Below are 21,556 nucleotides of genomic sequence, written 5' to 3'. Positions count from 1 at the left end.
TCGTGTGTGATGACGATGAGCGTGCCGCCCCTTTTGTCGAGTTCTGCGAGTATGGCGGTGAGGAGTTTTGCACCGCGTGCGGCGTCGAGCCCTGCAGTCGGTTCGTCGAGCAGCAGCAGGGGGGCGTCGGAGGCAAGCGCCAGAGCGGTTAGGAGGCGGCTTCGCTGTCCTCCTGAAAGGCGTGATGCGTTTTCTCCAAGCGGTTCGTCAAGACCTTGCGGCAAAGCTTGGACGACATCGGCGAGCTGCGCTGTTTCGAGCGCCTGCCATATGGCCGTTTCCGTGATTTCTTCGTGCAGACGCAGGAAGTTGGCACGTACGGATGTACGGAAGAGGTAGCTGCCCTGCAGCGCAGCGCCGAAGAGGGAGCGCACCGCGTCTGCGGTCAGAGCCGTATATGCCGTACCGTTGAAGCGAATGGTACCGCTGTCAACTTCCCATAGACGCAGCAGCAGGCTTGCGAGAGTGGTCTTGCCGGCGCCGCTCTCACCGATGATCGCTGTATGTTCGCCGCGTCTTATGCAAAAGGAGAGATCTTTTAGGACAGGAAGGTTTTTTTGATAGCCAAAGCTGATGTTCTGCGCTTCTAAGATGGGGGCGTCATTTTCGGTGCATGGCTGAAACGCAGCTTCTTTTGCCTGTACGTCATTTGATTGTGCCCTATGTATGCCTTTGGGCAGGATGTTTGCTGCCGCCTGTATGGCGGCGGTTGTGCCGAGTGCGGCAGCAGGCAGGGCGCGGTATTCGGCGAGGGCGGTTTCCAGGACGAGCGCCCATACAGCATATTCGATGCCGCTGATCGCACCTGTTTGGACAGAGGGGAGGAGAAGCAGCATGAGCGTGACCCAGAGGCTGACGCGCAGAGTATCAAGCAGTGTGAAGAGCCATTCGCGCTTTTGAAGCTTTTCATCTTGTTTTCTTTGGAAGATTTGGGCGGCAGCGTCGAGGGTTCTGTGGGCATGGGGAACTGCGCCTGCAAGGTGCAGTTCTGTGCGTCCATCGACGAGATTGAGAAGCGTGCTGCGGTAGGCGGCGCTCTCGGTGCGAAGGTGCTCTTCTTTAAGCATGAGATGCGGCAGACTAAGATGCAGAAGGTAAAGCGCTGCGACAAGACCTGCGCCGAGAGCGCTCAATGGCAGGAGAGAGAGAGAGGTGAGGAGTGTGAGCAGACCTGCGAGCAAGGGCGGCGGTACGGTGCGCAGGTAGAAGTCGCGCAGTGTTTCGCAGCCTGTCAGAAGATCATGCAGAAATTCACCCTCACGCATGGTTCCCTCTCGGAGCGGCAGTTTTTCCACGGATTGACGGTAGGTTGCGAGCTGCAGCTTTTCGTAGCAGGCGAATGCGAGGCGATGGGAGAGCAGGCGGTCGAGGTAACGAAAGACGGCGCGCGATACGCCGCAGGCACGCACGCAGGTGATGCCGAGCGTCAGCGCGGAAAGAGGCGGCGCGAGCGCGGCGCTGGCGATGATCCATGCGGCGGCGCCGATGAGCGAGAGGCCGGAAAGCACGGCGAGAAAAGCGGCGAGGAGCGCGGGAAGTCCTTTCGCGGGGGAAGCCAAGCGCATAAGACGTAAGATTTCAGTCATTCGGCATTCCTCCCAAATCTATGACGTGGTCTGCCCAAGCGATGAGCGCGGGGCGATGCGAGGCGAGAATCAAGGTGCGGCGGTGCGAGAACGCCTGGATGGCTCTGAGAACAGCCGCCTCCGTGTCTTTGTCAAGCCCCGCTGTGATTTCGTCTAAGATTACGAGGGGACGCGCTTGGAAAAAGGCTCGCGCAAGACCCAAGCGACGACGCTCGCCGGCAGACAGCGGATGCCCGCCTGCGCCGAGCGGTGTGTCAAGTCCCATAGGCAGTGCGGTGAGAAAGTCGCCGAGCGCAGCCTGTTCAAGTGCGGCACGCAGGGCGTCTTCTGTTGCTCCCTCTTGCCACAGGCTGATGTTCTCGGCAAGCGTTGCGTTGAACACATGCGTTTCCTGCGGCACATAGGTGATGAGTGAGCGCCGTGAGGCGGCAGAGAGGTGCGCGAGGTTGTAGGTTTCACCGTTGCCTGCGCCGTCCTTCAGGAGAATCTTTCCTTCCGTAGGCGTGAGAATGCCTGCGAGCAGACGCAGTACCGTCGTCTTGCCTGCGCCGCTTGCGCCGATGAGCGCCGTATTCTTTCCTGCGGGGAAGTCGAGGTCGAGATCAGTCAAGACGGATTCTTGTGCCAATGGATAATGGTAGGTGAGCTTTTCGGCGAGAAGGCGAGGCGGTACGAGCAGTCGCTCGTGCCTGCCGTCTGCAGCTTCATCGCGCGGTGTTAGCCACGGATCGAGCGCTTCCGCAGCCGTGCGTGCATCCATTGCTGCGTGAAAGGCGATGCCGCCTTCCCGAAGGGGCTGGTAAAAGAGCGGCGCGAGAATCAGCACGAAGAATGCTGTGTGAAAATCGAGCTGCCCTTCGATGAGCCGCAGGCCGATGGATACGGCGATGAGTGCGATCGAGAGCGTCGTGGTGAGTTCAAGCGCGAAAGATGAAACGAAAGCGAGCCGCAGGACGCTGAGAGAGGCTTCGGAAAAGGAGCGGCTGCTCTTTGCGAGATGCGTTCCTTCTGCCTCGGTGCGGCGAAAAATCTTCAAGGTCATCGCTGCACGGATCATCTCACCGAAGCCTGTCGTCAATGCCTCCATCTTTGACCATTGACGTTCGCTTGCACGCCGCGTCGCCTTGCCGATGAGCATGAGCAGGAAGGGCGCGATGGGAAGCGTCGCGAGGAAAAGGAGCGCCGAGAGCGGGTCGAGTACGGCGCTGACGATGAGAATGGATGGTACGAGGACAGCAAAGGAAATCGCTGTCGGAAGGACGGTGCGAAACCACGGGGTGAGCGCGTCGACGCGCTCTAACGTCAAGGTTAGGATGCCCGTCGTATCGCGCCCTTCTGCGAGAAGCGCACGGTGCAGCGCCTTGCGGCAGAAAAAACGCGCGCTTGCGGAAAGACGATTTTCCAGGTGTCCTTTGGGAAATCGCAGGAGTGAGGCGATGAGAACGCACAAAAACAGCATCAGAAAATCTGATGCTGTTTCGTGCAGTCCCGCGCCATTGAGGAAAACTCCGTTGACGATGGAAGCCGTTTCCCATGCCGCGGCAATGAGGAAGATGCCCGAAAGCACTTCGAGCAAGGCGCGGCCAAGAACGATATGCTTTTTTTCCTTGAGTGTGTGAAAAAGCAGGTTTTTCTTCATGGATCGCTCAATAACCGTGGTGGTTGGCATCGGAAGCCGTCACACGCTTGCGGAAGATGTAATACGTCCATATCTGATAGGCAAGCACGACGGGCACGAGGCAGCCGGCGGCAAATGTCATGATCGTCAGCGTGTAGGGGGTTGACGAGGCATTGTAGATCGTCAAGCTGAATTCGGGCGAAAGACTCGACACCATGAGGCGCGGGAACAGCCCGAGGAAGAACGCAACGACTGTCAGAGCAACGGCGAGACCGCTGCAGACGAAGCCGGCAGTCGATGCCTTCTTTATCACGTTCGCATAGGATGCAAGGAAGACGACAGCAGCCAGAATGAGCGCACTGGCGGCGAAGGGATTCGCATAGAGGTCGGTGTAGACGTATGTGAGTCCCATGCAGAGGACAAAGAATACGACAGCGAGTGCGCCTGCTTTTTTTGCCACGTCCTGTACGCGCAGAATGAGATGCTTGTCTGCAAGACGCATCGTCAAAAATGCCGCGCCGTGGAAAGCAAAGACAAAGACGAAAGCGATGCCGCCGACGATGGAGTAGGGCGAGAGCAGACCGAAGAAGCCGCTCGTATACGTCATGTTTGCGTCGATCGGAAGCCCGGCGATGAGATCGGTAACGGCGACGCCCCAGAGGAAAGCGGGCACGACGCTGCCGAAGACGATGCACTTGTCCCAGCCGCTGCGCCAAGCGGCGGAATCCCTGTGACCGCGCAGCTCAAAGGCGACGCCGCGCAGGATGAGCGCGACGAGCATAAGGAAGAGCGCGAGGTAGAATGTGCTGAACATCGTCGCGTAAAGATGCGGAAAAGCCGCGAAGCTCGCGCCGCCCGCCGTGATCATCCAGACTTCGTTGCCATCCCATACAGGCAGAATCGTACGCAGCGTGATGCGGCGCTCTTCATCCGTCTTGCCGATGAAGGGCAGCAGCATACCGACGCCGTAATCAAAGCCTTCGAGGAAGAAGAATCCTGTGAAGAGCACGACGATCAGGACAAACCATAAGATGTTCAAATCCATTATGCTTCACTCCTTTCCGGCGAAGGGCTGGTTTTGATAAAGCGGACGGCAACGCCCAGTGCAAAGACGATGAGCACGAGATAGATGAGCGTGAAGCCGATGATCGTCAGCCAGATATCCGTCGCGGTGAGGTTCGGAGAGACGGCGTCGACCGTCTTTTGAAGTCCGACGACGATCCAAGGCTGACGGCCGGATTCGGTGACGAACCAGCCGACGGAGTTGGCGATGAAAGGAAGCGGCAGGCTGTAGAGCAGCACTTTGAGCATACAGCGTTTGTCGGCGAGCTTGCCCTGCCGCGCGAGAAGAAGCGCGACGCCCGTGATGAGGATCATGAGACCGCCTGCGCCGACCATGATGCGAAACGCCCAGAAGAGCGCCGTGACGTTCGGTACATAGTTATCGGATCCGTACATCGCCACCGCTTCTTCCTGCAGATCGCGGATACCCTTGATCTCACCGGCAGGCGTGTTGTAGACCATGAAGGAGAACATGGCGGGGATGGTGATCTCAAAGTCGTTCTGCATCTTGTCCTCGTTGATGATGGCAAAGACGGCAAACGGCGCGGGATCTTCCGTCTCCCAGAGAGCTTCCATGGAAGAAAGCTTCATGGGCTGTACTTCCTTGAGATACTGCGCGTGCATGTGTCCTGCAAAGGCGACGCCCAAAAGACCGATGAGCGTATAGGTCAAGATGGGTTTCATCGCCTTCGTGAAGAGATCAGCGGCGACGCCGCCCTGCAGGATCTTGTAGGCGGTGATGGCTGTGAGCAGGACGCCCGCCGTCGACATGCCAGCGAAGAATGTGTGCGTGATCTCGCCGATGACATAGTGATTTGAGAGAAGCGCGCCAAAGTCCGTCATGACAGCGCGGCTGCCCTCAATGGCGTAGCCTGTCGGATGCTGCATAAAGGAGTTGGCGACGATGATCCAAAGGGCTGAGAGGTTGCTGCCAATAGCGACGAGCCACATCGCTAGACAGTGCAGTTTCGGCGAGAGCCTGTCCCAGCCGAAGATCCAGATGCCGAGGAACGTCGACTCAAGGAAGAATGCAGAAAGCGCCTCCAAAGCGAGCGGCGCACCGAAGATGTCGCCCATGAAGCGTGCGTACTCCGACCAGTTCATGCCGAAATGAAACTCCTGCACGATGCCGGTGACGACGCCCATAGCGAAGTTGATGAGGAAAACCGTGCCGAAGAAATGCAGCAGTTTCCTGCTTTCGCGCTTCCACTGCGCGTCTTGTGTGCGGACATGACAGGTTTCCAAGAGTGCAAGGAAGAATGTCAAACCCAGCGTCAGAGGGACGAAGAGAAAATGATACGTTGAGGTGATGGCGAACTGCCATTGAGATAGGACAGCCGTACTCATAAATAATACCCCTTCCTTTCAGAAAATAATTATTTTTTGTGCGTTCATTATAAAACATAGGACGCCAAAAAACAAGGCATAAATATATCGGTGAATTTAAATTTTAAGATAAGGAAATTTCCATAAAGCTTAAAGAAATTTTTATCTGTGAACCCTGCGCGGCGTTCATGTGGATTTCTTCAGTAGTCAAGCGTATGCGGCGTAAATTTGAAGCTCCTGAGGTACGTTGGCGCGAGCGTAGATGCAATGATGCCGCCAAGCATGGAGAGAACGGCGAGGAGCGGTAAAAAGCGCAGATCGCCGAGGAAAAAGAGCGAGGCGTGCAGCAAGATGACGGCGAGGACGGCGGCGAGAAACGAGAGCGCGAGTGCGAGGCGTACCGTCGTGATCGTGCGCTTCGCGAGTTGGATGAGCTGGGGAATGTGTGAAGCGTCGTTTGAAGTGATGAGGATGTCGGGGTCGATTTCATCGTCGTTCATAGCGAGGATGACGTCGGCTCTTTCGGCGGCTTCTGCATCCTGCTTCTTGGCGGCGAGCAGGGCGACGGTATGCCCGTGCGTCTGCAGCATCTGCACCTCTTTTGCCTTATCGGCAGGGCAAAGATCAAAGCGATAGACGGTAAGACCGGCATCTTTTGCCACGCGCTTTGCCGCACTTCGGCAGTCGCCCGTTATCATGACAGTCTCTATGTTGAGAGCTTCGAGGAGGCGGATGGTTCGCGGCATGTCGGCGCGAAGTTCATCGGAGAATACGAGGATGCCTTTAGCACTCTTGCCTGTGGCGAGATAGACGGCAGTCTTGCCGCGCGCAGCGAATTGGTCGCCCTGCACTGTGAGGGAGCTGCTGACGTCGACGCCTTCCTCTTCGAGCCATGCGCGTTTGCCGAGCCGCACGGGTCTGCCGTTGATCAGTGCCTCGACGCCCTTGCCCGGGATGCTGCTCGATGCTGATACGCGCATGAGGCGTGCGCCGCGGCTGACGGCGGAAGCGACGAGGACGCGTGCAAGCGGATGGGCGCTGCCGTTTTCTACGCTTGCAGCAAGTCCGAGGATTGTGCTGTCGGAAAGCCCTTCTCCGACGATGGTGGCGAGGAAGGGTCTGCCTTGCGTGATGCCGCCGCTTTTCGAGATTGCGATGGCGCTGACGTGCTTGAGCGTGTCAAAAGCGGCGGCGTTTTTTACGCGAATCTTCTGTGCGCGGCATTTTTTGAGCGCTTCGGGTACGGCGAACGGAGCGGCGAAGAAGAGCGCGGCGGGGCAGGCGAAGAAAAGGACGGCGAAGAAGAAGATCGCCGTGTGGATGGCGTCAAGTCCCATCGTTTGCCAGAGAACGGCGTCGGCGATGGCGAGAAGGAGACCGAAAGCGAAAAAGCGCAGAGCAGCGCTGTCCGTGATGGCTAAAAGCGGCGTTGATTTCGGGAGATCGGGCGCTTCTTCAGACGAGCTCTGCTCGTTCGTTGGGAGAAGTTTTTCCTCTTCTTCGAGCGGCTCTTCGCCGCGCGCGCGCCGTGCCTCTTGCTCTGCAAGGCGGCGCTCCTCGGCGCGCAGCGCTTCAAGCTTGCGGTAGCGTTCCTCGGATTCCTTGCGCCGCCGCTCTTCTTCCTCGCGCTTTTGGCGTTCAGCTTCGTGTTCAGCCATCATCTCTTCAGCGCCCGGCGGCACGACGCCCGCATCGTCAAGCGCCGTCTCCCGCGCCTTGAGCCGCGCCTCAAGGTACTTGCCGCCGAGTGTGCAGGTCAGGAGTATGCCGAGCGGCGTGAAGAGCAGCTGATGAAACAGCATCTCGCCTGTCAGCGCCATCTGCACCGTGAGGAGCAGACTTGCCGCGATGGCGCTGACGGCGCTGATGGCGACGAGCGAGTCGGCAGACGGCGCCTTGAAGAGCATCTTGAAGCCGCGGCGCATGATGTCCTTGCAGGCGATCAGCATAAAGACAGCGAGCACGAACTCTACGCCTGCGAAAAGGAGCGGCTCTTCGTCGGGAGAGAGCGGTCCGAGGTCAACGCCGAATGTGACGGCGGCGAGCAGTCCGGGGGAGAAAGCGAATGCCAAAAGTGTCAAGGTCAAGACGATGAGAAACGAAGCGCGCAGTTTCTTCTTGGCAGAGGCGTTCTCATCCTGCACGGTCGAGTTTTCTTCCATACGAATTCCTTCTTTCGCCGAGGTGTAGTTTCCGTGGACGGATTCTTTTCTATACTTGATTCGCCCTTTTGTTGGTTAATTCCTACCAAAATTTTCTCTAAGACTTGCTGGAAAGAAGAAAAATTGATAGAATTTAAAGGCGGCGCATCTGTGTGAATACGGATGCCTGCATTTATTAGTGATTCCTTGCAACAGCATACTATATTAAACGAGGTAAGGCAAAACCACTTTCACAAGATATTTTATGGAAAGGATCGTGCATTTCACTTGCTGAAACTTTTGGCTCGGGCGAAGATTAACTTGACGCTCGATATTTTGGGAAAACGTCCGGACGGCTATCATGAAGTAGAGATGGTCATGCAGTCCGTCGCCTTGGCGGACGAGGTGCGGCTGGAAAAGACGGCGGCGGGCGTTTCCTTAGAGGTTGAGGGCGCGGCGCTCGCGGCGGACGAGAGTAATCTCGCGTGGCGTGCGGCGGCGCTCTTTTTGCGCCGTTTTTCGCTTGCGGGCGGCGCAGCGATTCATCTGAAGAAGAAGATTCCGATGGCGGCGGGACTTGCCGGCGGTTCTGCGGATGCAGCGGCTGTGCTCATCGGCATGAATACGCTTTTTGCACAAGGTTTAGACGAAGCGCAACTCGCCGCACTCGCCGCTGAGATCGGTTCCGATGTCCCTTTTTGCCTCAGGGGCGGCACGCAGCTTGCGACGGGGCGCGGTGAAGTGCTGCGTCGGCTCAAAGATTTGCCGCCGTTTTTCGTCGTACTCGCCAAGCCGCCCATCGATGTGTCAACCGCTTGGGCTTATGGACGCTACGATGCTCAAAAGGCGGTGCGGCATCCGCATACGGAGGGAATGCTTGCCGCCGTCTCTGCAGGAAATCGCTCTTTGGTATGTCAAGAGTTGTGCAATGTGCTTGAAAGTGTTACCATAGAGGAGCATCGCGAGATACGCGCCTTGAAGGACATCATGACGGCGGGCGGCGCTCTCGCCGCCATGATGTCCGGCTCGGGACCGACGGTCTTTGCACTGATGGAAAACGAGAAGGGCGCGCAAAGTTTGGCAAAAAAGCTGCGCGAAGAAACGGACGCTGAAGTCTTTTGTACAAAAACGCAGGGGGCGCATATACTTTGAAATGCGAAATTCGTGCGGGAGGGAACTGATGGGACAGAAAACGAAGCTCGCGCCGATTCGCCTCGACAGCTACCAGCCTTTGCGCGAAGTGGTCGCTGAGGCGTTGCGCAATGCGATCAAAGACGGTACGCTCTCTCCAGGGCAAAGGCTCATGGAGATCCAGCTTGCCGAAGAGCTTGGCGTCAGCCGTACGCCTGTGCGTGAGGCGATAAGAAAGCTCGAACTTGAGGGCTATGTCGTGATGATGCCGCGCCGCGGCACCTACGTCGCGAGCCTTTCGATTCGCGATGTCAACGATGTCTTTGAAATACGCACGACGCTCGACTCGCTCGCCTGCGGTCTTGCCGCAGAGCGTATCACGGAGAGTGAGCTTGAGAGCTTGCAGCGGCTTCTCGTCGCCATCGGCAGTCATATCGAGGAGGGAAATATGGAAAAGATCGTGGAAACGGATATGCGCTTTCACGACCTCCTCTATCAGGCGAGCCGCAATACGCGTCTCGTCGGCATCATCTCGAATTTGCGTGAGCAGCTCACGCGCTTTCGCTCTGCTTCTATGTCGTTTCCGGGCAGACTCAAGGAAACGCTTGAAGAACACAGAGAGATCGTCGATGCTATTGCGCAAGGCGACGTGCAGGGGGCAAAGCAGGCGGCGGAGGCTCACATGGAGCGGGCGGAACGCACACTTCTTCTGAGTATGGAAGCAGCGAAGCGCGAGGTTGATTGATCTGCTTGGATTTGGAAATTTGGGGAAATAACAAATGTATGATGTATACATGTTTTTTGAGCAATGGAGGCTGAACGAATGGCAGATTTGACAACGGTCATACTGGCGGCAGGCAAGGGGACGCGCATGAAGTCGTCTTTGCCCAAGGTGCTGCATAAGGCGGGCGGCAAAGCGATGCTTGCGCATGTGCTTGATGCCGCGAAGGAAGCGGGGGCTGGGCGCAATATCGTCGTCGTGGGTTTCGGCGGCGAGACGGTGGAAAAAGCGCTTGCGGGCGAGGCGGAATTCGTCAGGCAGACGGAGCAGCTTGGCACGGGACATGCCGTCTTGCAGGCAGAGCCGCTCTTGCGTGAAGAAAAAGGTACGGTGCTCGTCCTCTGCGGCGATACGCCGCTTTTGACGGGAAATCTTCTCAAAAAGCTCGCGAAAGAGCACGCAGCGTCGGGCGCCAAAGCGACCGTTTTGACTGCCGTCATGCCGGATGCAGCAGGATATGGCAGAATCATCCGTGCTGTGGACGGCACGGTGGAAAGAATCGTCGAGCACAAGGATGCGACGGAAGAGGAACGCGCCGTGCGCGAGATCAATTCCGGCATCTACTGCTTTGAAGCGCCCGCGCTCTTTGCCGCGCTGAAAAAAGTTGGAAACGACAATGCGCAGGGGGAGTACTACCTGCCCGATGTGCTTGAGATTCTTCGAAAGAAGGGGGAGAAAATCTTCGCTGTCGCCGCTGACGACTACGAGGAAACGCTGGGGGTCAATTCGCGCGCCCAGCTTGCATCGTCGGAAAAGATTCTGCGCCGCCGCAAGAATGAAGAGCTTATGGCGGCGGGCGTGACCCTTCTTGATCCGGATGCGACCTACGTCGACGCCGATGTCGTCGTAGGGCGTGACACCGTCATCTATCCCGGCACATGGCTTGAGGGCGCGACGGTCGTCGGCGAGGGCTGTGAGATCGGTCCGCAGGCGCGTTTTCAAAATGTGCGGGTTGGTGCGAACGTCACAGCGCATTTTTGCTATGCGCACGAATGTGAAATTGCAGACGGTGCGACGCTTGGTCCCTTCGTTCATATCCGTCCCGATACGAAGATCGCCGCGCACGTCAAGATCGGCAACTTTGTCGAAGTCAAAAACTCGTCCGTCGGCGAGGGTACGAAACTGCCGCACCTTTCTTATATCGGCGACGCGGATATCGGTGCGGGCGTCAACATGGGCTGCGGCACAATCACCGTCAATTACGACGGCAGAAAGAAGTTCCGCACGAAGGTCGGCGACGGCGCTTTCGTCGGCTGCAATTCGAACCTTGTCGCCCCTGTCCATATCGGTGACAATGCCTACATCGGCGCGGGTTCGACCGTCACGAAGGATGTTCCCGCAGGCGATCTTGCCATCGCACGCGCCCGCCAGAAAAATATTGCGGGCTGGGCGGACAAGCGCAGAGAACAGTAAGAACGTCGCACGCTGCGGCTGTTTTTTAAAGGAAGAAGCATCTTTTGCAAAAATGGAGGCTACCAGAAAATGACAAACCTTGATAACCTATGTATCATGACAGGCAATGCCAATCCGGAACTCGCGAAGAAAATCGCGGCGCATATCGGCGTGCCGCTTTGCGATGCATACGTTGGCCATTTCAACAACGGGGAAACGCAGGTGATGATCAGCGAAAGCATTCGCGGCAAGGATATTTTCATCATCCAGCCGACCTCGCAGCCGGTCAATGACAACCTCATGGAGCTCCTCATCATGACGGACGCCTGCAAAAGAGCTTCCGCACACAGCATCACCGCCGTTGTGCCGTACTATGCCTATGCGCGTCAAGACCGCAAGACGCGCGGACGCGAGCCGATCTCGGCGAAGCTCGTCGCGAATCTCATGGAGACGGCAGGCGTATCTCGCGTCGTGACGGTCGATCTTCATGCCGGGCAGATTCAGGGCTTCTTTGATATCCCTGTCGATCATCTCGGCGCAGCGCCTGTCCTTGCGTCGTATTTTCAGGAGCGCGCACTCGAAAACATCGTTGTCGTATCCCCGGATCTCGGCGGGGTCACGCGCACACGCAAGCTCGCTGATCGCCTGCACGCGCCCATCGCAATCATCGAGAAGCGCCGCCCGCAGCCCGGTGTGGCGGAGGTCATGAACCTCATCGGCGATGTCAAGGGTAAGACCGCAATACTCATTGACGACATTGTCGATACGGCAGGCTCTCTGTGCGAGGGCGCCAAAGCTCTCGAAAACCTTGGCGCGAAGGAAGTCTATGCCGCCTGCTCCCATGCGATTCTGACGGATCCTGCCATCGAACGCATCAATGCTTCGGCGCTTAAACAGCTGATCGTCACGGATACGATTCCCCTGGGCGATAAGACGTCGGATAAGATCGTCGTGCTCACGCTGGCAGACGCCATCGGCGACGTGCTCATCAGCATACAGGAGCATCGCTCGGTCAGCCACCTGTTTCGCTGAGATGGAGAGGGCGTCATGGAAGTAAAGGCATATCATCGCGTGAATTTTTACGATACCGATGCTATGGGCGTCGTGCATCATGCGAATTATATCCGCTGGTTTGAGATCGGCAGGGTTGAGTTCCTGCGTACGCTCGGCATCACCCTGGGCGATTTGATGGACGCCGGCTACGTTTTTCCGCTGACCGACGTCAGCGCGAAATTCGTAGCATCCGCGCATTTTGACGATGAACTCGTCGTCGTTACACGTCCGACGGCGTTGACGAAAGTCAAGATGGCGTTCGATTACGAGGTGCGGCGGGCGACGGATGATCGCTTGCTCGTTCGCGGACACACGCAGAATGTTTTTACGAGCAGGGAAACGGGGAATATCGCGAAATTGCCTGCGAAATTCTACGAAAAACTCCAGCTTGCGTTGGCAGGGGAAGATGCGCCGAAGGACGCGAAAACTCTTTGAGGAAGCGTTTCCTCAAAGAGGGCTTTGGGAGGTTTTGGGATTTGTATATTGCAGTAGGTATTGTTCTTGCCGCGGTACTTTTTTTCATCATCGCGGTGAAGCTCTTCTTTGCCCGCGAGGGTACGGAGGAGATTGTCGTGAAGCTCACGGAGCGCACGCCCTTTGCGGTCACGGCGCAGGATGACGTGAGTGTGACGCTCGTCACGAAACTTGAGTTCGCCAATGTCGGCAAGCAGATTGGCACAATCATGGACGCTTTTGTGCGTCCGCTTCTTCCGTATGAGCAATACGACGGCATCGAGGTGCGCGGCAGAGCCGAGAGAGAGGGTGCGCCGCGTGAGGACGATTACTTCGAGGCGGTGCTCATTGAGGCGGGCGAGAGCATCTTCGTCAAGGCGTATTTGACGCTTACCGCACGAAAAGGCATGAGCCTTAAAGAGGCGGTTTCGCACATGGTTGATTTTTCAGCGGAGCTTATTTACCAAGAAACGGGCAGGACTCCTTGGAGATATTCGAAGGCGACGATTCCCGTGCGGGCGCAGGAAGTCGCAGCGCTTGTCCGCGTGACTTTGGCAGACGATTGAGGAGGGGCGAAAGATGAAGGAAAAAGTGGAAATCTTGCCCGTTCCCACGCGCATTTTGACGGACAGGGACGACATCGTCGACTGCGCGGAGAAGTATACGCGCGGCAAGATCGGCAAGGATGACGTGATTTCCGTGGCGGAGAGCGTCGTCGCCATCACGCAGGGGCGCATCGTGCGTCCGGAGGATCTGAAGATCTCACGTGCCGCGCAGTTCTGCTGCCGTTTCATCCCGGATGTCGGCAGTCTTGCCAGTCCGCATGGTATGCAGTCCTTGATGAACGTCGAGGGAAAGTGGCGCGTCGTCGCCGCGCTCTTCGCGGGATCCTTGGGCAAGCTTGTGGGAAAGAGCGGGCTTTTTTACAAGTGGGGCGGCGAGCAGACGGCGCTTATCGACGATGTGACGGGTACGATGCCGCCTTTTGACAAGCATATTGTCTACGGACCGCGCGACCCTGAGGACGTCGTCGCGCGTCTCAAAGAGAGGCTTGGCTGCTTCGGCGCCGTCATCGCCGACGTCAACGACCTCAAGCGTTCGCGCATCGTCGGTGTGACGGACGGCACGAGAGGGGAACTGGTCGCGAAGCTTCTCATCGACAATCCATTCGGCAATGCGTCGCAAAAAACGCCGATCTGTATTATAAAAAACTTCCGGCAGTATCAGGATGGCTGAGATGGGGCAGGGCTTGACGCCCTGCCTTTTTACGAATAAGGAAGGAGAGAATTATGCGTCATGCAGAGAATACGCGGACGTGCCGCTGACGCGCTGCGCCCCTTGAAGATTACGCGCGGTTTCCAGAAGGGACCGGCAGGTTCGGTGCTCATCGAGATGGGACGCACGCGCGTGATATGCGCGGCGTCCGTCGAGGATCGCGTGCCGCACTTTTTGCGCGGTACGGGTACGGGCTGGATCAAGGCGGAGTATGCGCTCTTGCCGAGCGCGACTTCGACGCGCACGCCGCGCGAGGCGTGTCAAGGCCGCCAGTCGGGGCGCACGCAGGAAATTCAGCGTCTCATCGGGCGTTCGCTGCGCTCCGTCGTCGATCTCGCTGCGCTCGGTGAGCGCACGATCGCCTTGGACTGCGATGTCATTGAGGCGGACGGCGGTACGCGCACGGCAGCGATCACGGGCGCTTTCGTCGCGCTCGTCGAAGCGTGCGCGAGTTTTTATGAGAAGGGTAAGACGTTTCCCGTCAAGGATTTCCTTGCGGCGGTCAGCGTTGGCATCGCGAAGGACGGTGCGCCGATTCTCGATCTTTGCTACGAGGAAGACAGCGCGGCGCTCGTCGATATGAACGTCGTGATGACGGGAGCCTATGATTTTGTCGAGGTGCAGGGCACGGGCGAGGGACGTTCCTTCTCACGCAAGGAGTTGGCGGATCTCCTCGCGCTGGCGGAAAAGGGCATTGACGAATTGATTGCAAGGGAGAAAGACGCGCTCGGCGGCGAGCTTGTCTGGAAAGTGGGGCGAATCGGATGAAGAAAATTGTAGTCGCTACGAAGAACGAGGGTAAGGTGAGGGAAATCCTTGCGGCTTTTCAAAAGCTTCCTGTGGAGCTTTTGACGCTCAAGGATTTCGGAGAGCTTCCCGATGCAGTTGAGGACGCTTCGACCTTCGAGGGGAATGCGCGAATCAAGGCACGTTTTTATGCACAAGAGACGGGGTGTGCGTGCCTCGCTGACGACTCGGGGCTTGAGGTCGAAGTTTTGGGAGGCGCCCCGGGCGTTCACTCGGCGCGTTACTCGGGGCGGCATGATGATGCGGCGAACAACGAAAAGCTCGTGTCGGAACTTCAAAAGAAGGGCGCTGTCGAATCCGCCGCTGCTTTTCGCTGTGCGCTCGTCCTCTATGATGCGGACGGCACGGAGCTTATATCGGAGGGAACATGCGTCGGGCGCGTGCGGCAAAGCCCTCGCGGTACGGGCGGCTTCGGCTACGATCCGTATTTCTACCTTGCGAGCGGCAAGTCATTGGCGGAGCTGACGGTTTCCGAGAAGCAGGCGGTCAGTCATCGCGGTGCGGCGCTTCGCCTCATGGCAGCGCAGCTCAAGGAGAAGCTGGTATGAAGATCGGCGTCATGAGCGACAGCCACGGCGATCGGCGTGCCATCGACCGTGCCGTAGAGCGTGCGGGCAAGGTTGATCTATGGCTCCATGCGGGCGACTGTGCGCCCGATGCGGCGTACCTCGCACTCGTTTCGGCGGCTCGTGTGGAAAATGTCGCGGGCAATACGGATTGGCCGGATGGCAAAACGCCCGACGAGATCATTGTCGAGGCGGCAGGACATCGGATCTTTCTCACACACGGTCATATCTACGGCGTGCGCTCCACCTTGGAGATGCTCGTCGAAGCGGCAAAGGCAGGCGGCGCAGATATTGCCGTTTACGGTCATACACATGTGGCGCAGGACGTCTCAGGCGAGGTTTACGTTCTCAATCCCGGCAGTGTGGCGCGTCCGCGTGATGAGGCGCGGCCGTCCTTCATGCTTGTCGAGCTTGAGGCGGGGAAGCCGCCGCAGGTTGAACTTATCCGCATGGGAAGAGCTTGACGACAGGAAGGCTTGCCGTCAAGCGAACGGCAGGAACATCGGGGGAGAAATACGGTCGCTTTTTCTCCTGTTTTCGGTGTGCAAAAAAAGCGAACAGGATTCATCTTTTTCCCGCAGAAACTCAAGAAACTCAAGGGTTTCGGTGTTGAATGTGCGATGAAAATATGATATGATGGAGCTATGTGAGTATTATAATTTCTTATGGGAGGGTTTATCTTGCGTACAATCGAAGCGAAACAGATTACGGAAGCCGTTGCCGAGATGTGCAAAGAAGCTGCCTACTATCTGCCGGACGATGTCTATGAGGCTTTGAAACGCGGGCGCGATGCAGAGGAGTCGCCGGTCGGACGCGACGTGCTCGACCAGATCATTCGCAATGCGGAGATCGCTAAAGCCGAGGATCGCCCCATCTGTCAGGACACCGGCATGACGATCGTATTTCTTGAGATCGGTCAGGATCTGCACATCGCAGGCGGCGATCTCGAAGAGGCGGTCAATGCCGGTGTCGCCAAGGGTTACACGGAAGGGTATCTCCGGAAGTCCGTCGTCGCCGAGCCGCTTTTCAACCGCAAGAATACGCAGAACAACACGCCTGCCGTCATCTATACGAGCATCGTGCCGGGCGACAAGCTCAAGATCACGGTCGGACCCAAGGGCTTCGGCAGTGAGAACAAGTCGGGCGTTAAGATGCTCGTTCCTGCGGACGGCGTCGAAGGCGTCAAGAAAGCCGTGCTCGACATCATCCTGCACGCAAGCTGCAACCCCTGTCCGCCGATGGTCGTCGGCGTCGGCATCGGCGGCACGATGGACCGCGCCGCCTACTATTCGAAGAAAGCTCTTGTTCGCTCCATCAACGAGCGCAATCCTATGCCCGAGTACGCGAAGCTCGAAGGCGAACTGCTTGAAATGATCAACAAGACGGGCATCGGTCCTCAGCTCGGCGGCTCCGTATCGGCTCTCGCCGTCAACGTCGAATGGGGTCCGACGCACATTGCGGGACTGCCCGTCGCCGTCACGATCTGCTGTCATGCGATGCGCCACAAGGATCGCGTCCTTTAATTGCTCGGGATGGGAGGATAAGAAAAATGGCTGAAAAGATTCGTATTGAAACACCGTTCACCGTGGAGCAGTCCAAGAAACTCAAGGCGGGCGACAGCGTGCTCATCACGGGCACGATCATCAGCGCGCGCGATGCAGCGCACAAGGTCATGTGCGAGGCTCTGGCGCGCGGCGAAAAGCTCCCTGTGGACTGGAAAAATGAGATCGTCTACTACCTTGGACCTACACCGGCAAAGCCGGGCGATCCGATCGGCTCGTGCGGGCCGACGACTTCCGGCCGCATGGACGCCTACACGCCGACGATGCTTGAGCAGGGCATCACGGGCATGATTGGCAAGGGATCGCGCGATCCGAAGGTCATCGAGTCGATGAAGAAGAACGGCGTGACGTACTTCGTTGCTGTCGGCGGTGCGGCGGCTCTGATTGCCAAGTCGGTCAAGAAGTACGAAGTGCTCGCCTATCCGGAACTCGGTCCGGAGGCTGTGGCGCGTCTGACCGTCGTCGATTTCCCGGCGATCGTCGGCATCGACTGCGAGGGAAATAACTTCTACGAGATCGGCCAGGCGCCGTATCGTAAGTTATAGGAAGCGCTGATAAAATGAAGCCCGTCAGATTGGTGCGGATTTTTCGTCTTATCAAGCAGGCAAACCGGACGCAGAGCGGTGCTCTGTGGAGGATTTGCCGACGCGGAGAGGGCGGAAAAGACGCGCCAAGATGACGAGGCTGAATTTATCGGTGATTCCTGTAGGAAGTGCCGCACCTCGGCGCTTTCATTATATGCCCCCGTTTGAGGCGGGGCGCAAAGAATTTATAGGAGGTATAGAATGATTAACACAACTTTTTACGCCCGCCGCCTGCATTCTCTGGTCGGTCTGCTGGCACTCGGAGGATTCCTCATGGAGCATATCCTCACCAACGCTTCGGCTCTGGGCGGCGCCGAAGCTCTGAACGGCAAGCTCGCCATGATGGAGCTGATCCCGAAGCCGATCTTTCTCGGACTTGAAATCGGCGCCGTCGCCATCCCGTTCCTCTTCCATGCGATCTACGGCATCTACATCTGCATGCAGGCGAAGAACAACCCGACGAAGTACGGCTACCTCAACAACTGGAACTTCGCTTTCCAGCGCTGGACGGCATGGTTCCTGCTCGTGTTCCTCGTATGGCACGTCGGCTACCTGCGCTGTTATGTCAAAGGTGTCCTCGGCACGCCGATCACCTACGAGCTGATCCAGAGCTACATCACGAGCAGCCCAATCGTCTTCGTTCTCTACCTCATCGGTATGCTCGCGGCGATCTTCCATTTCACGAACGGCATTACGACCTTCCTCATGACGTGGGGCGTCGTCAAGGGACCTCGTGCGCAGAAGATGACGGGTCTTTTCTCCATGATGCTCTGCGTGGCTCTGAGCCTCGTGACGATTGCGTTCATGGTGAGCTACTTCGTTCCCATGCATTGATCGATTGTTTGTGAAGTATAGATAAGGAGAGAACCTACATGGCTGAAAAGAAAAAAATCATTATTGTAGGCGGCGGTCTCTCGGGTCTCATGGCGGCCATCAAGGTCTGTGAGCTCGGCGGCGAAGTCGACCTGTTTTCCTACTGCCCCGTGAAGCGCTCCCATTCGCTGTGTGCGCAGGGCGGCATCAACGCCTGCATGGATTCGAAAGGCGAGCATGACAGCGTATACGAGCATTTCGATGATACGGTCTACGGCGGCGACTTCCTCGCCGACCAGGTCGCTGTCAAGGGCATGGTCGAGGCGGCGCCGAAACTCATCAAGATGTTCGACCGCATGGGCGTCCCCTTCACGCGCACGCCCGAAGGCAACCTTGACCTCCGCAATTTCGGCGGTCAGAAGAACAAGCGCACCTGTTTCGCCGGCTCGACGACGGGGCAGCAGCTCCTCTATGCGCTCGATGAGCAGGTTCGCCGCTGGGAAGTCAAGGGCGGCGTCAAGAAGTATGAGTTCTGGGAATTCATCCGCATCATTAAAAATAAGGACGGCATTTGCCGCGGCATCGTCGCGCAGAACATGAACTCGATGGAGATCAAGTCGTTCCCCGCCGATGTCGTCATCCTCGCGACGGGCGGCCCCGGTCAGGTGTTCGGCCGCTGCACGGCTTCGACGATCTGCAACGGCTCGGCTGTTTCCGCTGTCTACCAGCAGGGCGCGCACATCGGCAACCCCGAGTTCATCCAGATTCATCCGACGGCGATTCCGGGTTCCGACAAGAACCGTCTGATGAGCGAGGCGTGCCGCGGCGAAGGCGGACGCGTCTGGGTCTATCGCGACGGCAAGCCGTGGTACTTCCTTGAGGACATGTATCCGGCATACGGCAATCTCGTGCCGCGTGACGTTGCATCGCGCGCTATTTTCAAGGTCTGCGTACACATGGGTCTCGGCATCAACGGCGAGAACCGCGTCTACCTCGACCTTTCCCATATCGATCCGCACTACTTGGAGCGCAAGCTCGGCGGTATTCTCGAAATCTACATGGACTTCGTCGGTAAAGATCCGCGCAAGGTGCCGATGGAGATCTTCCCGTCCGTCCACTATTCGATGGGCGGCATCTGGGTCGACCGCCTGCATCACACGAACATCAAGGGCCTCATGGCATCGGGCGAGTGCGACTACCAGTACCACGGCGCGAACCGCCTCGGCGCGAACTCGCTCCTTTCCGCCGCTTACTCCGGCACGGTCTCCGGTCCCGAAGCCATGCGCATGGCGAAGGCTGGCGAGCTTGGCGACGCCCTCACGCAGGCAGAGCTTGACAAGGCGCGTCAGGAAGTCGTCGACCAGTTCGAAGGCATCCTCAAGATGGACGGACCTGAGAACGCGCACAAACTCCACCACGAGCTTGGCGATCTCATGTACAAGTATGTTTCCATCGAGCGCGACAACAACGGTCTCGACCAGTGCCTCGTAGAACTCAAGGAAATCCTCAAGCGCTGGGACAACATCGGCTTGACAGATCGCGGGCATTGGGCGAACCAGGAAGCCATGTTCGTGCGCCAGCTGCGCAATATGATCCTCTACGCGATGTGCATCACGAAGGCGGCTCGCTGCCGCGACGAGAGCCGCGGCGCTCATGCCAAGATCGCCCTCGACGCGAACGGCAAGCGCATGATGGACGGCGACGAGCTCGTCTTCATGCCGCGTGACGACAAGAACTTCATGCGCATCTCCATCGTCGACTACGACCCGAAGACGGAAGAGCCGATCGTCAGCTACGACGAGTTCGATCATTCGCTCATCAAGCCGCGTGCGCGTAACTACGCCGTAGCGAAGAAAGAGTAAGAGGAGGAGATAGCAAATGGCAGAACAGAAGAAAGTAAGATTCATCATAGAGCGTCAGGATGGCCCTGACGCCAGCCCCTACAAGCAGGAATTCGATGTCGACTATCGTCCCGGCCTCAACGTCGTCGCGGCTCTGATGGAGATCCAGAAGAACCCTGTGACGGTCGACGGCAAGACGGTCGCTCCCGTCAACTGGGAGTGCAACTGCCTGGAGAAGGTCTGCGGCGCCTGCATGATGGTCATCAACGGCAAGGCGCGTCAGGCCTGCTGCTCGCTCATCGACGAACTTGAGCAGCCGATCACGCTCGCGCCGGCGCGCACGTTCCCCGTCATCCGCGACCTCCTCATCGATCGTTCCGTCATGTTCGAGAGCCTCAAGCGCATTCATGGCTGGATCGAGATCGACGGTTCGTGGGACAACCCCGACGCCCCGCTGCAGAACCCTTACACGGCGGAGACGACGTATGAGATCTCGCACTGCATGACGTGCGGCTGCTGCCTTGAGGCATGCCCGAACGTCGGCCCGCAGTCCGACTTCATCGGTCCTTCGCCGACCGTGCAGACGCTGCTCTTCAACCTTCATCCGATGGGCAAGTTCGACGAGCCGAAGCGCCTCGAAGCCCTCATGGGCAAGGGCGGCATCACGAGCTGCGGCAACAGCCAGAACTGTGAGAAGGCTTGCCCGAAGGAGATCAAGCTCACGAAGCACCTCGCGCAGCTCAACCGCGACGTCAACAAGCAGGCGTTGCGGAATATCTTCAACAACTAAAGAGGAGAACGACGGCGAAATTTTCGCCATCGTCCCAAGATAAAAGGAGCGCACTTCCCGATTTCAGGGGAGTGCGCTCTTGTCTTATGGAAGCATCATGGTTTTTCCCTAGAGAGAAACAGCTCATGCCTGCGGCACTGTCGTTGCCTGCGTCAAGACATCCTTGATGAATTGGTTCAAAGACACATCGTGCCTCGTCGCTTCCAGCGCCAGCTTTCGATGAAGATCGCTCGGGATGCGGATGTTGAAATTGCCTTTGAATTCCTTATCGGGATTCTTTTGGATTTTTTTGCAGATATCCAAATAATTGTCAATGCAATGATGGAAAGCATCTTTCAGTTCAGCGACGCTCGCGCCATGAAAGTTCAGTGAGTCGTTGATGCCGAACACTTCGCCTATGAAGAGCGCGTCTTGTGCATCGAACGAGATTTTCGCATGGTAGCCTTTGTACTCCAACAGATTCATGATGAATCCTCCTTAAATTTCCTCGATGTCTTTCAAGAATGCAAGGACTTTCTTGATTTGATACCGATAAAGTTCCTTTCTGGGATGCGGGCCGTCAAACTGCAGGATGCGCTTGCTTGCCGTATGAAAATAACCGATGCCGGAGCCTCTTCCGCCTTGGAATTTTTCACAGCCGCATTTCTTCATCAAGGCGTCGAGCTCACGCACCGTGAAATTCGCGGGTGCGGGTTTCCTGCAGATCTTTTCAAGCAGTATATCTTTTGTAGGCATGGTTTCACCTCAAGGAGATTATAGCAGAAGGGAGTGCTGT

Annotated in this window: 22 protein-coding genes; 15 read left to right on the top strand and 7 right to left on the bottom strand. The window is 57.5% G+C overall.

Annotation, left to right across the window (positions count from 1 at the left end):
* The 5 genes from ACTTKG_RS02780 to ACTTKG_RS02760 all read right to left on the bottom strand — a co-directional run.
* A partial coding sequence (locus ACTTKG_RS02780; protein ID WP_442672736.1) for an amino acid ABC transporter ATP-binding/permease protein occupies positions 1-1,586 on the bottom strand: 1,586 nt, incomplete at its 3' end.
* Complete coding sequence (gene cydD, locus ACTTKG_RS02775; protein ID WP_442672735.1) at positions 1,579-3,225, bottom strand: thiol reductant ABC exporter subunit CydD; 1,647 nt, start codon at positions 3,223-3,225, stop codon at positions 1,579-1,581. The genes ACTTKG_RS02780 and cydD, both read right to left, overlap by 8 nt.
* Before the next feature lie 7 nt (positions 3,226-3,232).
* Positions 3,233-4,249 carry a cytochrome d ubiquinol oxidase subunit II gene (cydB, locus tag ACTTKG_RS02770; protein ID WP_442672734.1) on the bottom strand — a complete coding sequence of 339 codons (1,017 nt, stop codon included), beginning with the start codon at positions 4,247-4,249 and terminating at the stop codon, positions 3,233-3,235.
* Positions 4,249-5,613: a cytochrome ubiquinol oxidase subunit I gene (locus tag ACTTKG_RS02765; protein WP_442672733.1), complete on the bottom strand. Its 1,365-nt coding sequence runs from the start codon at positions 5,611-5,613 to the stop codon at positions 4,249-4,251. The genes cydB and ACTTKG_RS02765 overlap by 1 nt, the downstream gene beginning before the upstream one ends.
* A gap of 179 nt (positions 5,614-5,792) precedes the next feature.
* Positions 5,793-7,754, bottom strand: coding sequence for an HAD-IC family P-type ATPase (locus ACTTKG_RS02760; protein WP_442672732.1), 1,962 nt, complete (start codon positions 7,752-7,754; stop codon positions 5,793-5,795).
* Between the two features lie 267 nt (positions 7,755-8,021).
* Between ACTTKG_RS02760 and ispE the strand changes: the two genes are divergently transcribed.
* From ispE to sdhB, 15 genes are all read left to right on the top strand, one after another.
* Entirely contained in the window at positions 8,022-8,885 is an 864-nt protein-coding gene (ispE, locus tag ACTTKG_RS02755) for a 4-(cytidine 5'-diphospho)-2-C-methyl-D-erythritol kinase (protein WP_442672731.1), read from the top strand.
* A 28-nt stretch (positions 8,886-8,913) separates the two neighbouring features.
* A complete protein-coding gene (locus ACTTKG_RS02750; protein WP_442672730.1) occupies positions 8,914-9,609 on the top strand; it encodes a GntR family transcriptional regulator in 696 nt (231 codons plus the stop codon).
* Positions 9,610-9,687: 78 nt separating this feature from the next.
* Positions 9,688-11,058: a bifunctional UDP-N-acetylglucosamine diphosphorylase/glucosamine-1-phosphate N-acetyltransferase GlmU gene (glmU, locus tag ACTTKG_RS02745; RefSeq protein ID WP_442672729.1), complete on the top strand. Its 1,371-nt coding sequence runs from the start codon at positions 9,688-9,690 to the stop codon at positions 11,056-11,058.
* A 69-nt stretch (positions 11,059-11,127) separates the two neighbouring features.
* Positions 11,128-12,069, top strand: a complete 942-nt coding sequence (locus tag ACTTKG_RS02740; RefSeq protein ID WP_442672728.1) for a ribose-phosphate diphosphokinase — start codon at positions 11,128-11,130, stop codon at positions 12,067-12,069.
* Between the two features lie 15 nt (positions 12,070-12,084).
* The gene (locus tag ACTTKG_RS02735) at positions 12,085-12,525 is read left to right on the top strand and encodes an acyl-CoA thioesterase (RefSeq protein ID WP_442672727.1); all 441 of its coding nucleotides are present in this window, start codon (positions 12,085-12,087) and stop codon (positions 12,523-12,525) included.
* Positions 12,526-12,566: 41 nt separating this feature from the next.
* Positions 12,567-13,109 (top strand): hypothetical protein, encoded by a 543-nt coding sequence (locus ACTTKG_RS02730; protein WP_442672726.1) that lies wholly within the window; start codon positions 12,567-12,569, stop codon positions 13,107-13,109.
* Between the two features lie 13 nt (positions 13,110-13,122).
* Entirely contained in the window at positions 13,123-13,779 is a 657-nt protein-coding gene (locus ACTTKG_RS02725; RefSeq protein ID WP_442672725.1) for a coenzyme F420-0:L-glutamate ligase, read from the top strand.
* Between the two features lie 60 nt (positions 13,780-13,839).
* Positions 13,840-14,586: a ribonuclease PH gene (gene rph / locus ACTTKG_RS02720; protein ID WP_442672724.1), complete on the top strand. Its 747-nt coding sequence runs from the start codon at positions 13,840-13,842 to the stop codon at positions 14,584-14,586.
* Positions 14,583-15,173, top strand: coding sequence for an RdgB/HAM1 family non-canonical purine NTP pyrophosphatase (rdgB, locus tag ACTTKG_RS02715; protein WP_442672723.1), 591 nt, complete (start codon positions 14,583-14,585; stop codon positions 15,171-15,173). The genes rph and rdgB overlap by 4 nt, the downstream gene beginning before the upstream one ends.
* Positions 15,170-15,655 carry a metallophosphoesterase gene (locus tag ACTTKG_RS02710; protein ID WP_442672722.1) on the top strand — a complete coding sequence of 162 codons (486 nt, stop codon included), beginning with the start codon at positions 15,170-15,172 and terminating at the stop codon, positions 15,653-15,655. The genes rdgB and ACTTKG_RS02710 overlap by 4 nt, the downstream gene beginning before the upstream one ends.
* 216 nt (positions 15,656-15,871) lie before the next feature.
* A complete protein-coding gene (locus ACTTKG_RS02705) occupies positions 15,872-16,714 on the top strand; it encodes a fumarate hydratase (RefSeq protein WP_442672721.1) in 843 nt (280 codons plus the stop codon).
* A 26-nt stretch (positions 16,715-16,740) separates the two neighbouring features.
* Complete coding sequence (locus tag ACTTKG_RS02700; protein WP_442672720.1) at positions 16,741-17,298, top strand: Fe-S-containing hydro-lyase; 558 nt, start codon at positions 16,741-16,743, stop codon at positions 17,296-17,298.
* A 240-nt stretch (positions 17,299-17,538) separates the two neighbouring features.
* Positions 17,539-18,171 carry a succinate dehydrogenase gene (locus tag ACTTKG_RS02695; RefSeq protein ID WP_442672719.1) on the top strand — a complete coding sequence of 211 codons (633 nt, stop codon included), beginning with the start codon at positions 17,539-17,541 and terminating at the stop codon, positions 18,169-18,171.
* Positions 18,172-18,209: 38 nt separating this feature from the next.
* Positions 18,210-20,012 carry a succinate dehydrogenase flavoprotein subunit gene (sdhA, locus tag ACTTKG_RS02690; RefSeq protein WP_442672718.1) on the top strand — a complete coding sequence of 601 codons (1,803 nt, stop codon included), beginning with the start codon at positions 18,210-18,212 and terminating at the stop codon, positions 20,010-20,012.
* Positions 20,013-20,028: 16 nt separating this feature from the next.
* Complete coding sequence (sdhB, locus tag ACTTKG_RS02685) at positions 20,029-20,781, top strand: succinate dehydrogenase iron-sulfur subunit (RefSeq protein WP_006191401.1); 753 nt, start codon at positions 20,029-20,031, stop codon at positions 20,779-20,781.
* A gap of 123 nt (positions 20,782-20,904) precedes the next feature.
* Here the strand turns inward: sdhB and ACTTKG_RS02680 are convergent, their stop codons facing one another.
* Both ACTTKG_RS02680 and ACTTKG_RS02675 read right to left on the bottom strand, forming a co-directional pair.
* Entirely contained in the window at positions 20,905-21,246 is a 342-nt protein-coding gene (locus ACTTKG_RS02680) for a type II toxin-antitoxin system HicB family antitoxin (protein WP_442672717.1), read from the bottom strand.
* Positions 21,247-21,258: 12 nt separating this feature from the next.
* Positions 21,259-21,516, bottom strand: coding sequence for a type II toxin-antitoxin system HicA family toxin (locus ACTTKG_RS02675; protein WP_009645604.1), 258 nt, complete (start codon positions 21,514-21,516; stop codon positions 21,259-21,261).
* Positions 21,517-21,556: the final 40 nt, after the last annotated feature.

The sequence above is a fragment of the Selenomonas sp. genome, assembly GCF_052169755.1.
Classification (GTDB): Bacteria; Bacillota; Negativicutes; order Selenomonadales; family Selenomonadaceae; genus Selenomonas.
This window is presented reverse-complemented; position numbering and strand designations above follow the sequence as displayed.

What these genes read in the sequence shown, in the direction of transcription:
- cydD (WP_442672735.1), bottom strand. Translation starts at nt 3,225, where the DNA reads ATGAAGAAAAACCTGCTTTTTCACACACTCAAGGAAAAAAAGCATATC.
- cydB (WP_442672734.1), bottom strand. Translation starts at nt 4,249, where the DNA reads ATGGATTTGAACATCTTATGGTTTGTCCTGATCGTCGTGCTCTTCACA.
- ACTTKG_RS02765 (WP_442672733.1), bottom strand. Translation starts at nt 5,613, where the DNA reads ATGAGTACGGCTGTCCTATCTCAATGGCAGTTCGCCATCACCTCAACG.
- ACTTKG_RS02760 (WP_442672732.1), bottom strand. Translation starts at nt 7,754, where the DNA reads ATGGAAGAAAACTCGACCGTGCAGGATGAGAACGCCTCTGCCAAGAAG.
- ACTTKG_RS02750 (WP_442672730.1), top strand. Translation starts at nt 8,914, where the DNA reads ATGGGACAGAAAACGAAGCTCGCGCCGATTCGCCTCGACAGCTACCAG.
- glmU (WP_442672729.1), top strand. Translation starts at nt 9,688, where the DNA reads ATGGCAGATTTGACAACGGTCATACTGGCGGCAGGCAAGGGGACGCGC.
- ACTTKG_RS02740 (WP_442672728.1), top strand. Translation starts at nt 11,128, where the DNA reads ATGACAAACCTTGATAACCTATGTATCATGACAGGCAATGCCAATCCG.
- ACTTKG_RS02735 (WP_442672727.1), top strand. Translation starts at nt 12,085, where the DNA reads ATGGAAGTAAAGGCATATCATCGCGTGAATTTTTACGATACCGATGCT.
- ACTTKG_RS02725 (WP_442672725.1), top strand. Translation starts at nt 13,123, where the DNA reads ATGAAGGAAAAAGTGGAAATCTTGCCCGTTCCCACGCGCATTTTGACG.
- rph (WP_442672724.1), top strand. Translation starts at nt 13,840, where the DNA reads ATGCAGAGAATACGCGGACGTGCCGCTGACGCGCTGCGCCCCTTGAAG.
- rdgB (WP_442672723.1), top strand. Translation starts at nt 14,583, where the DNA reads ATGAAGAAAATTGTAGTCGCTACGAAGAACGAGGGTAAGGTGAGGGAA.
- ACTTKG_RS02710 (WP_442672722.1), top strand. Translation starts at nt 15,170, where the DNA reads ATGAAGATCGGCGTCATGAGCGACAGCCACGGCGATCGGCGTGCCATC.
- ACTTKG_RS02700 (WP_442672720.1), top strand. Translation starts at nt 16,741, where the DNA reads ATGGCTGAAAAGATTCGTATTGAAACACCGTTCACCGTGGAGCAGTCC.
- ACTTKG_RS02695 (WP_442672719.1), top strand. Translation starts at nt 17,539, where the DNA reads ATGATTAACACAACTTTTTACGCCCGCCGCCTGCATTCTCTGGTCGGT.
- sdhA (WP_442672718.1), top strand. Translation starts at nt 18,210, where the DNA reads ATGGCTGAAAAGAAAAAAATCATTATTGTAGGCGGCGGTCTCTCGGGT.
- sdhB (WP_006191401.1), top strand. Translation starts at nt 20,029, where the DNA reads ATGGCAGAACAGAAGAAAGTAAGATTCATCATAGAGCGTCAGGATGGC.
- ACTTKG_RS02680 (WP_442672717.1), bottom strand. Translation starts at nt 21,246, where the DNA reads ATGAATCTGTTGGAGTACAAAGGCTACCATGCGAAAATCTCGTTCGAT.
- ACTTKG_RS02675 (WP_009645604.1), bottom strand. Translation starts at nt 21,516, where the DNA reads ATGCCTACAAAAGATATACTGCTTGAAAAGATCTGCAGGAAACCCGCA.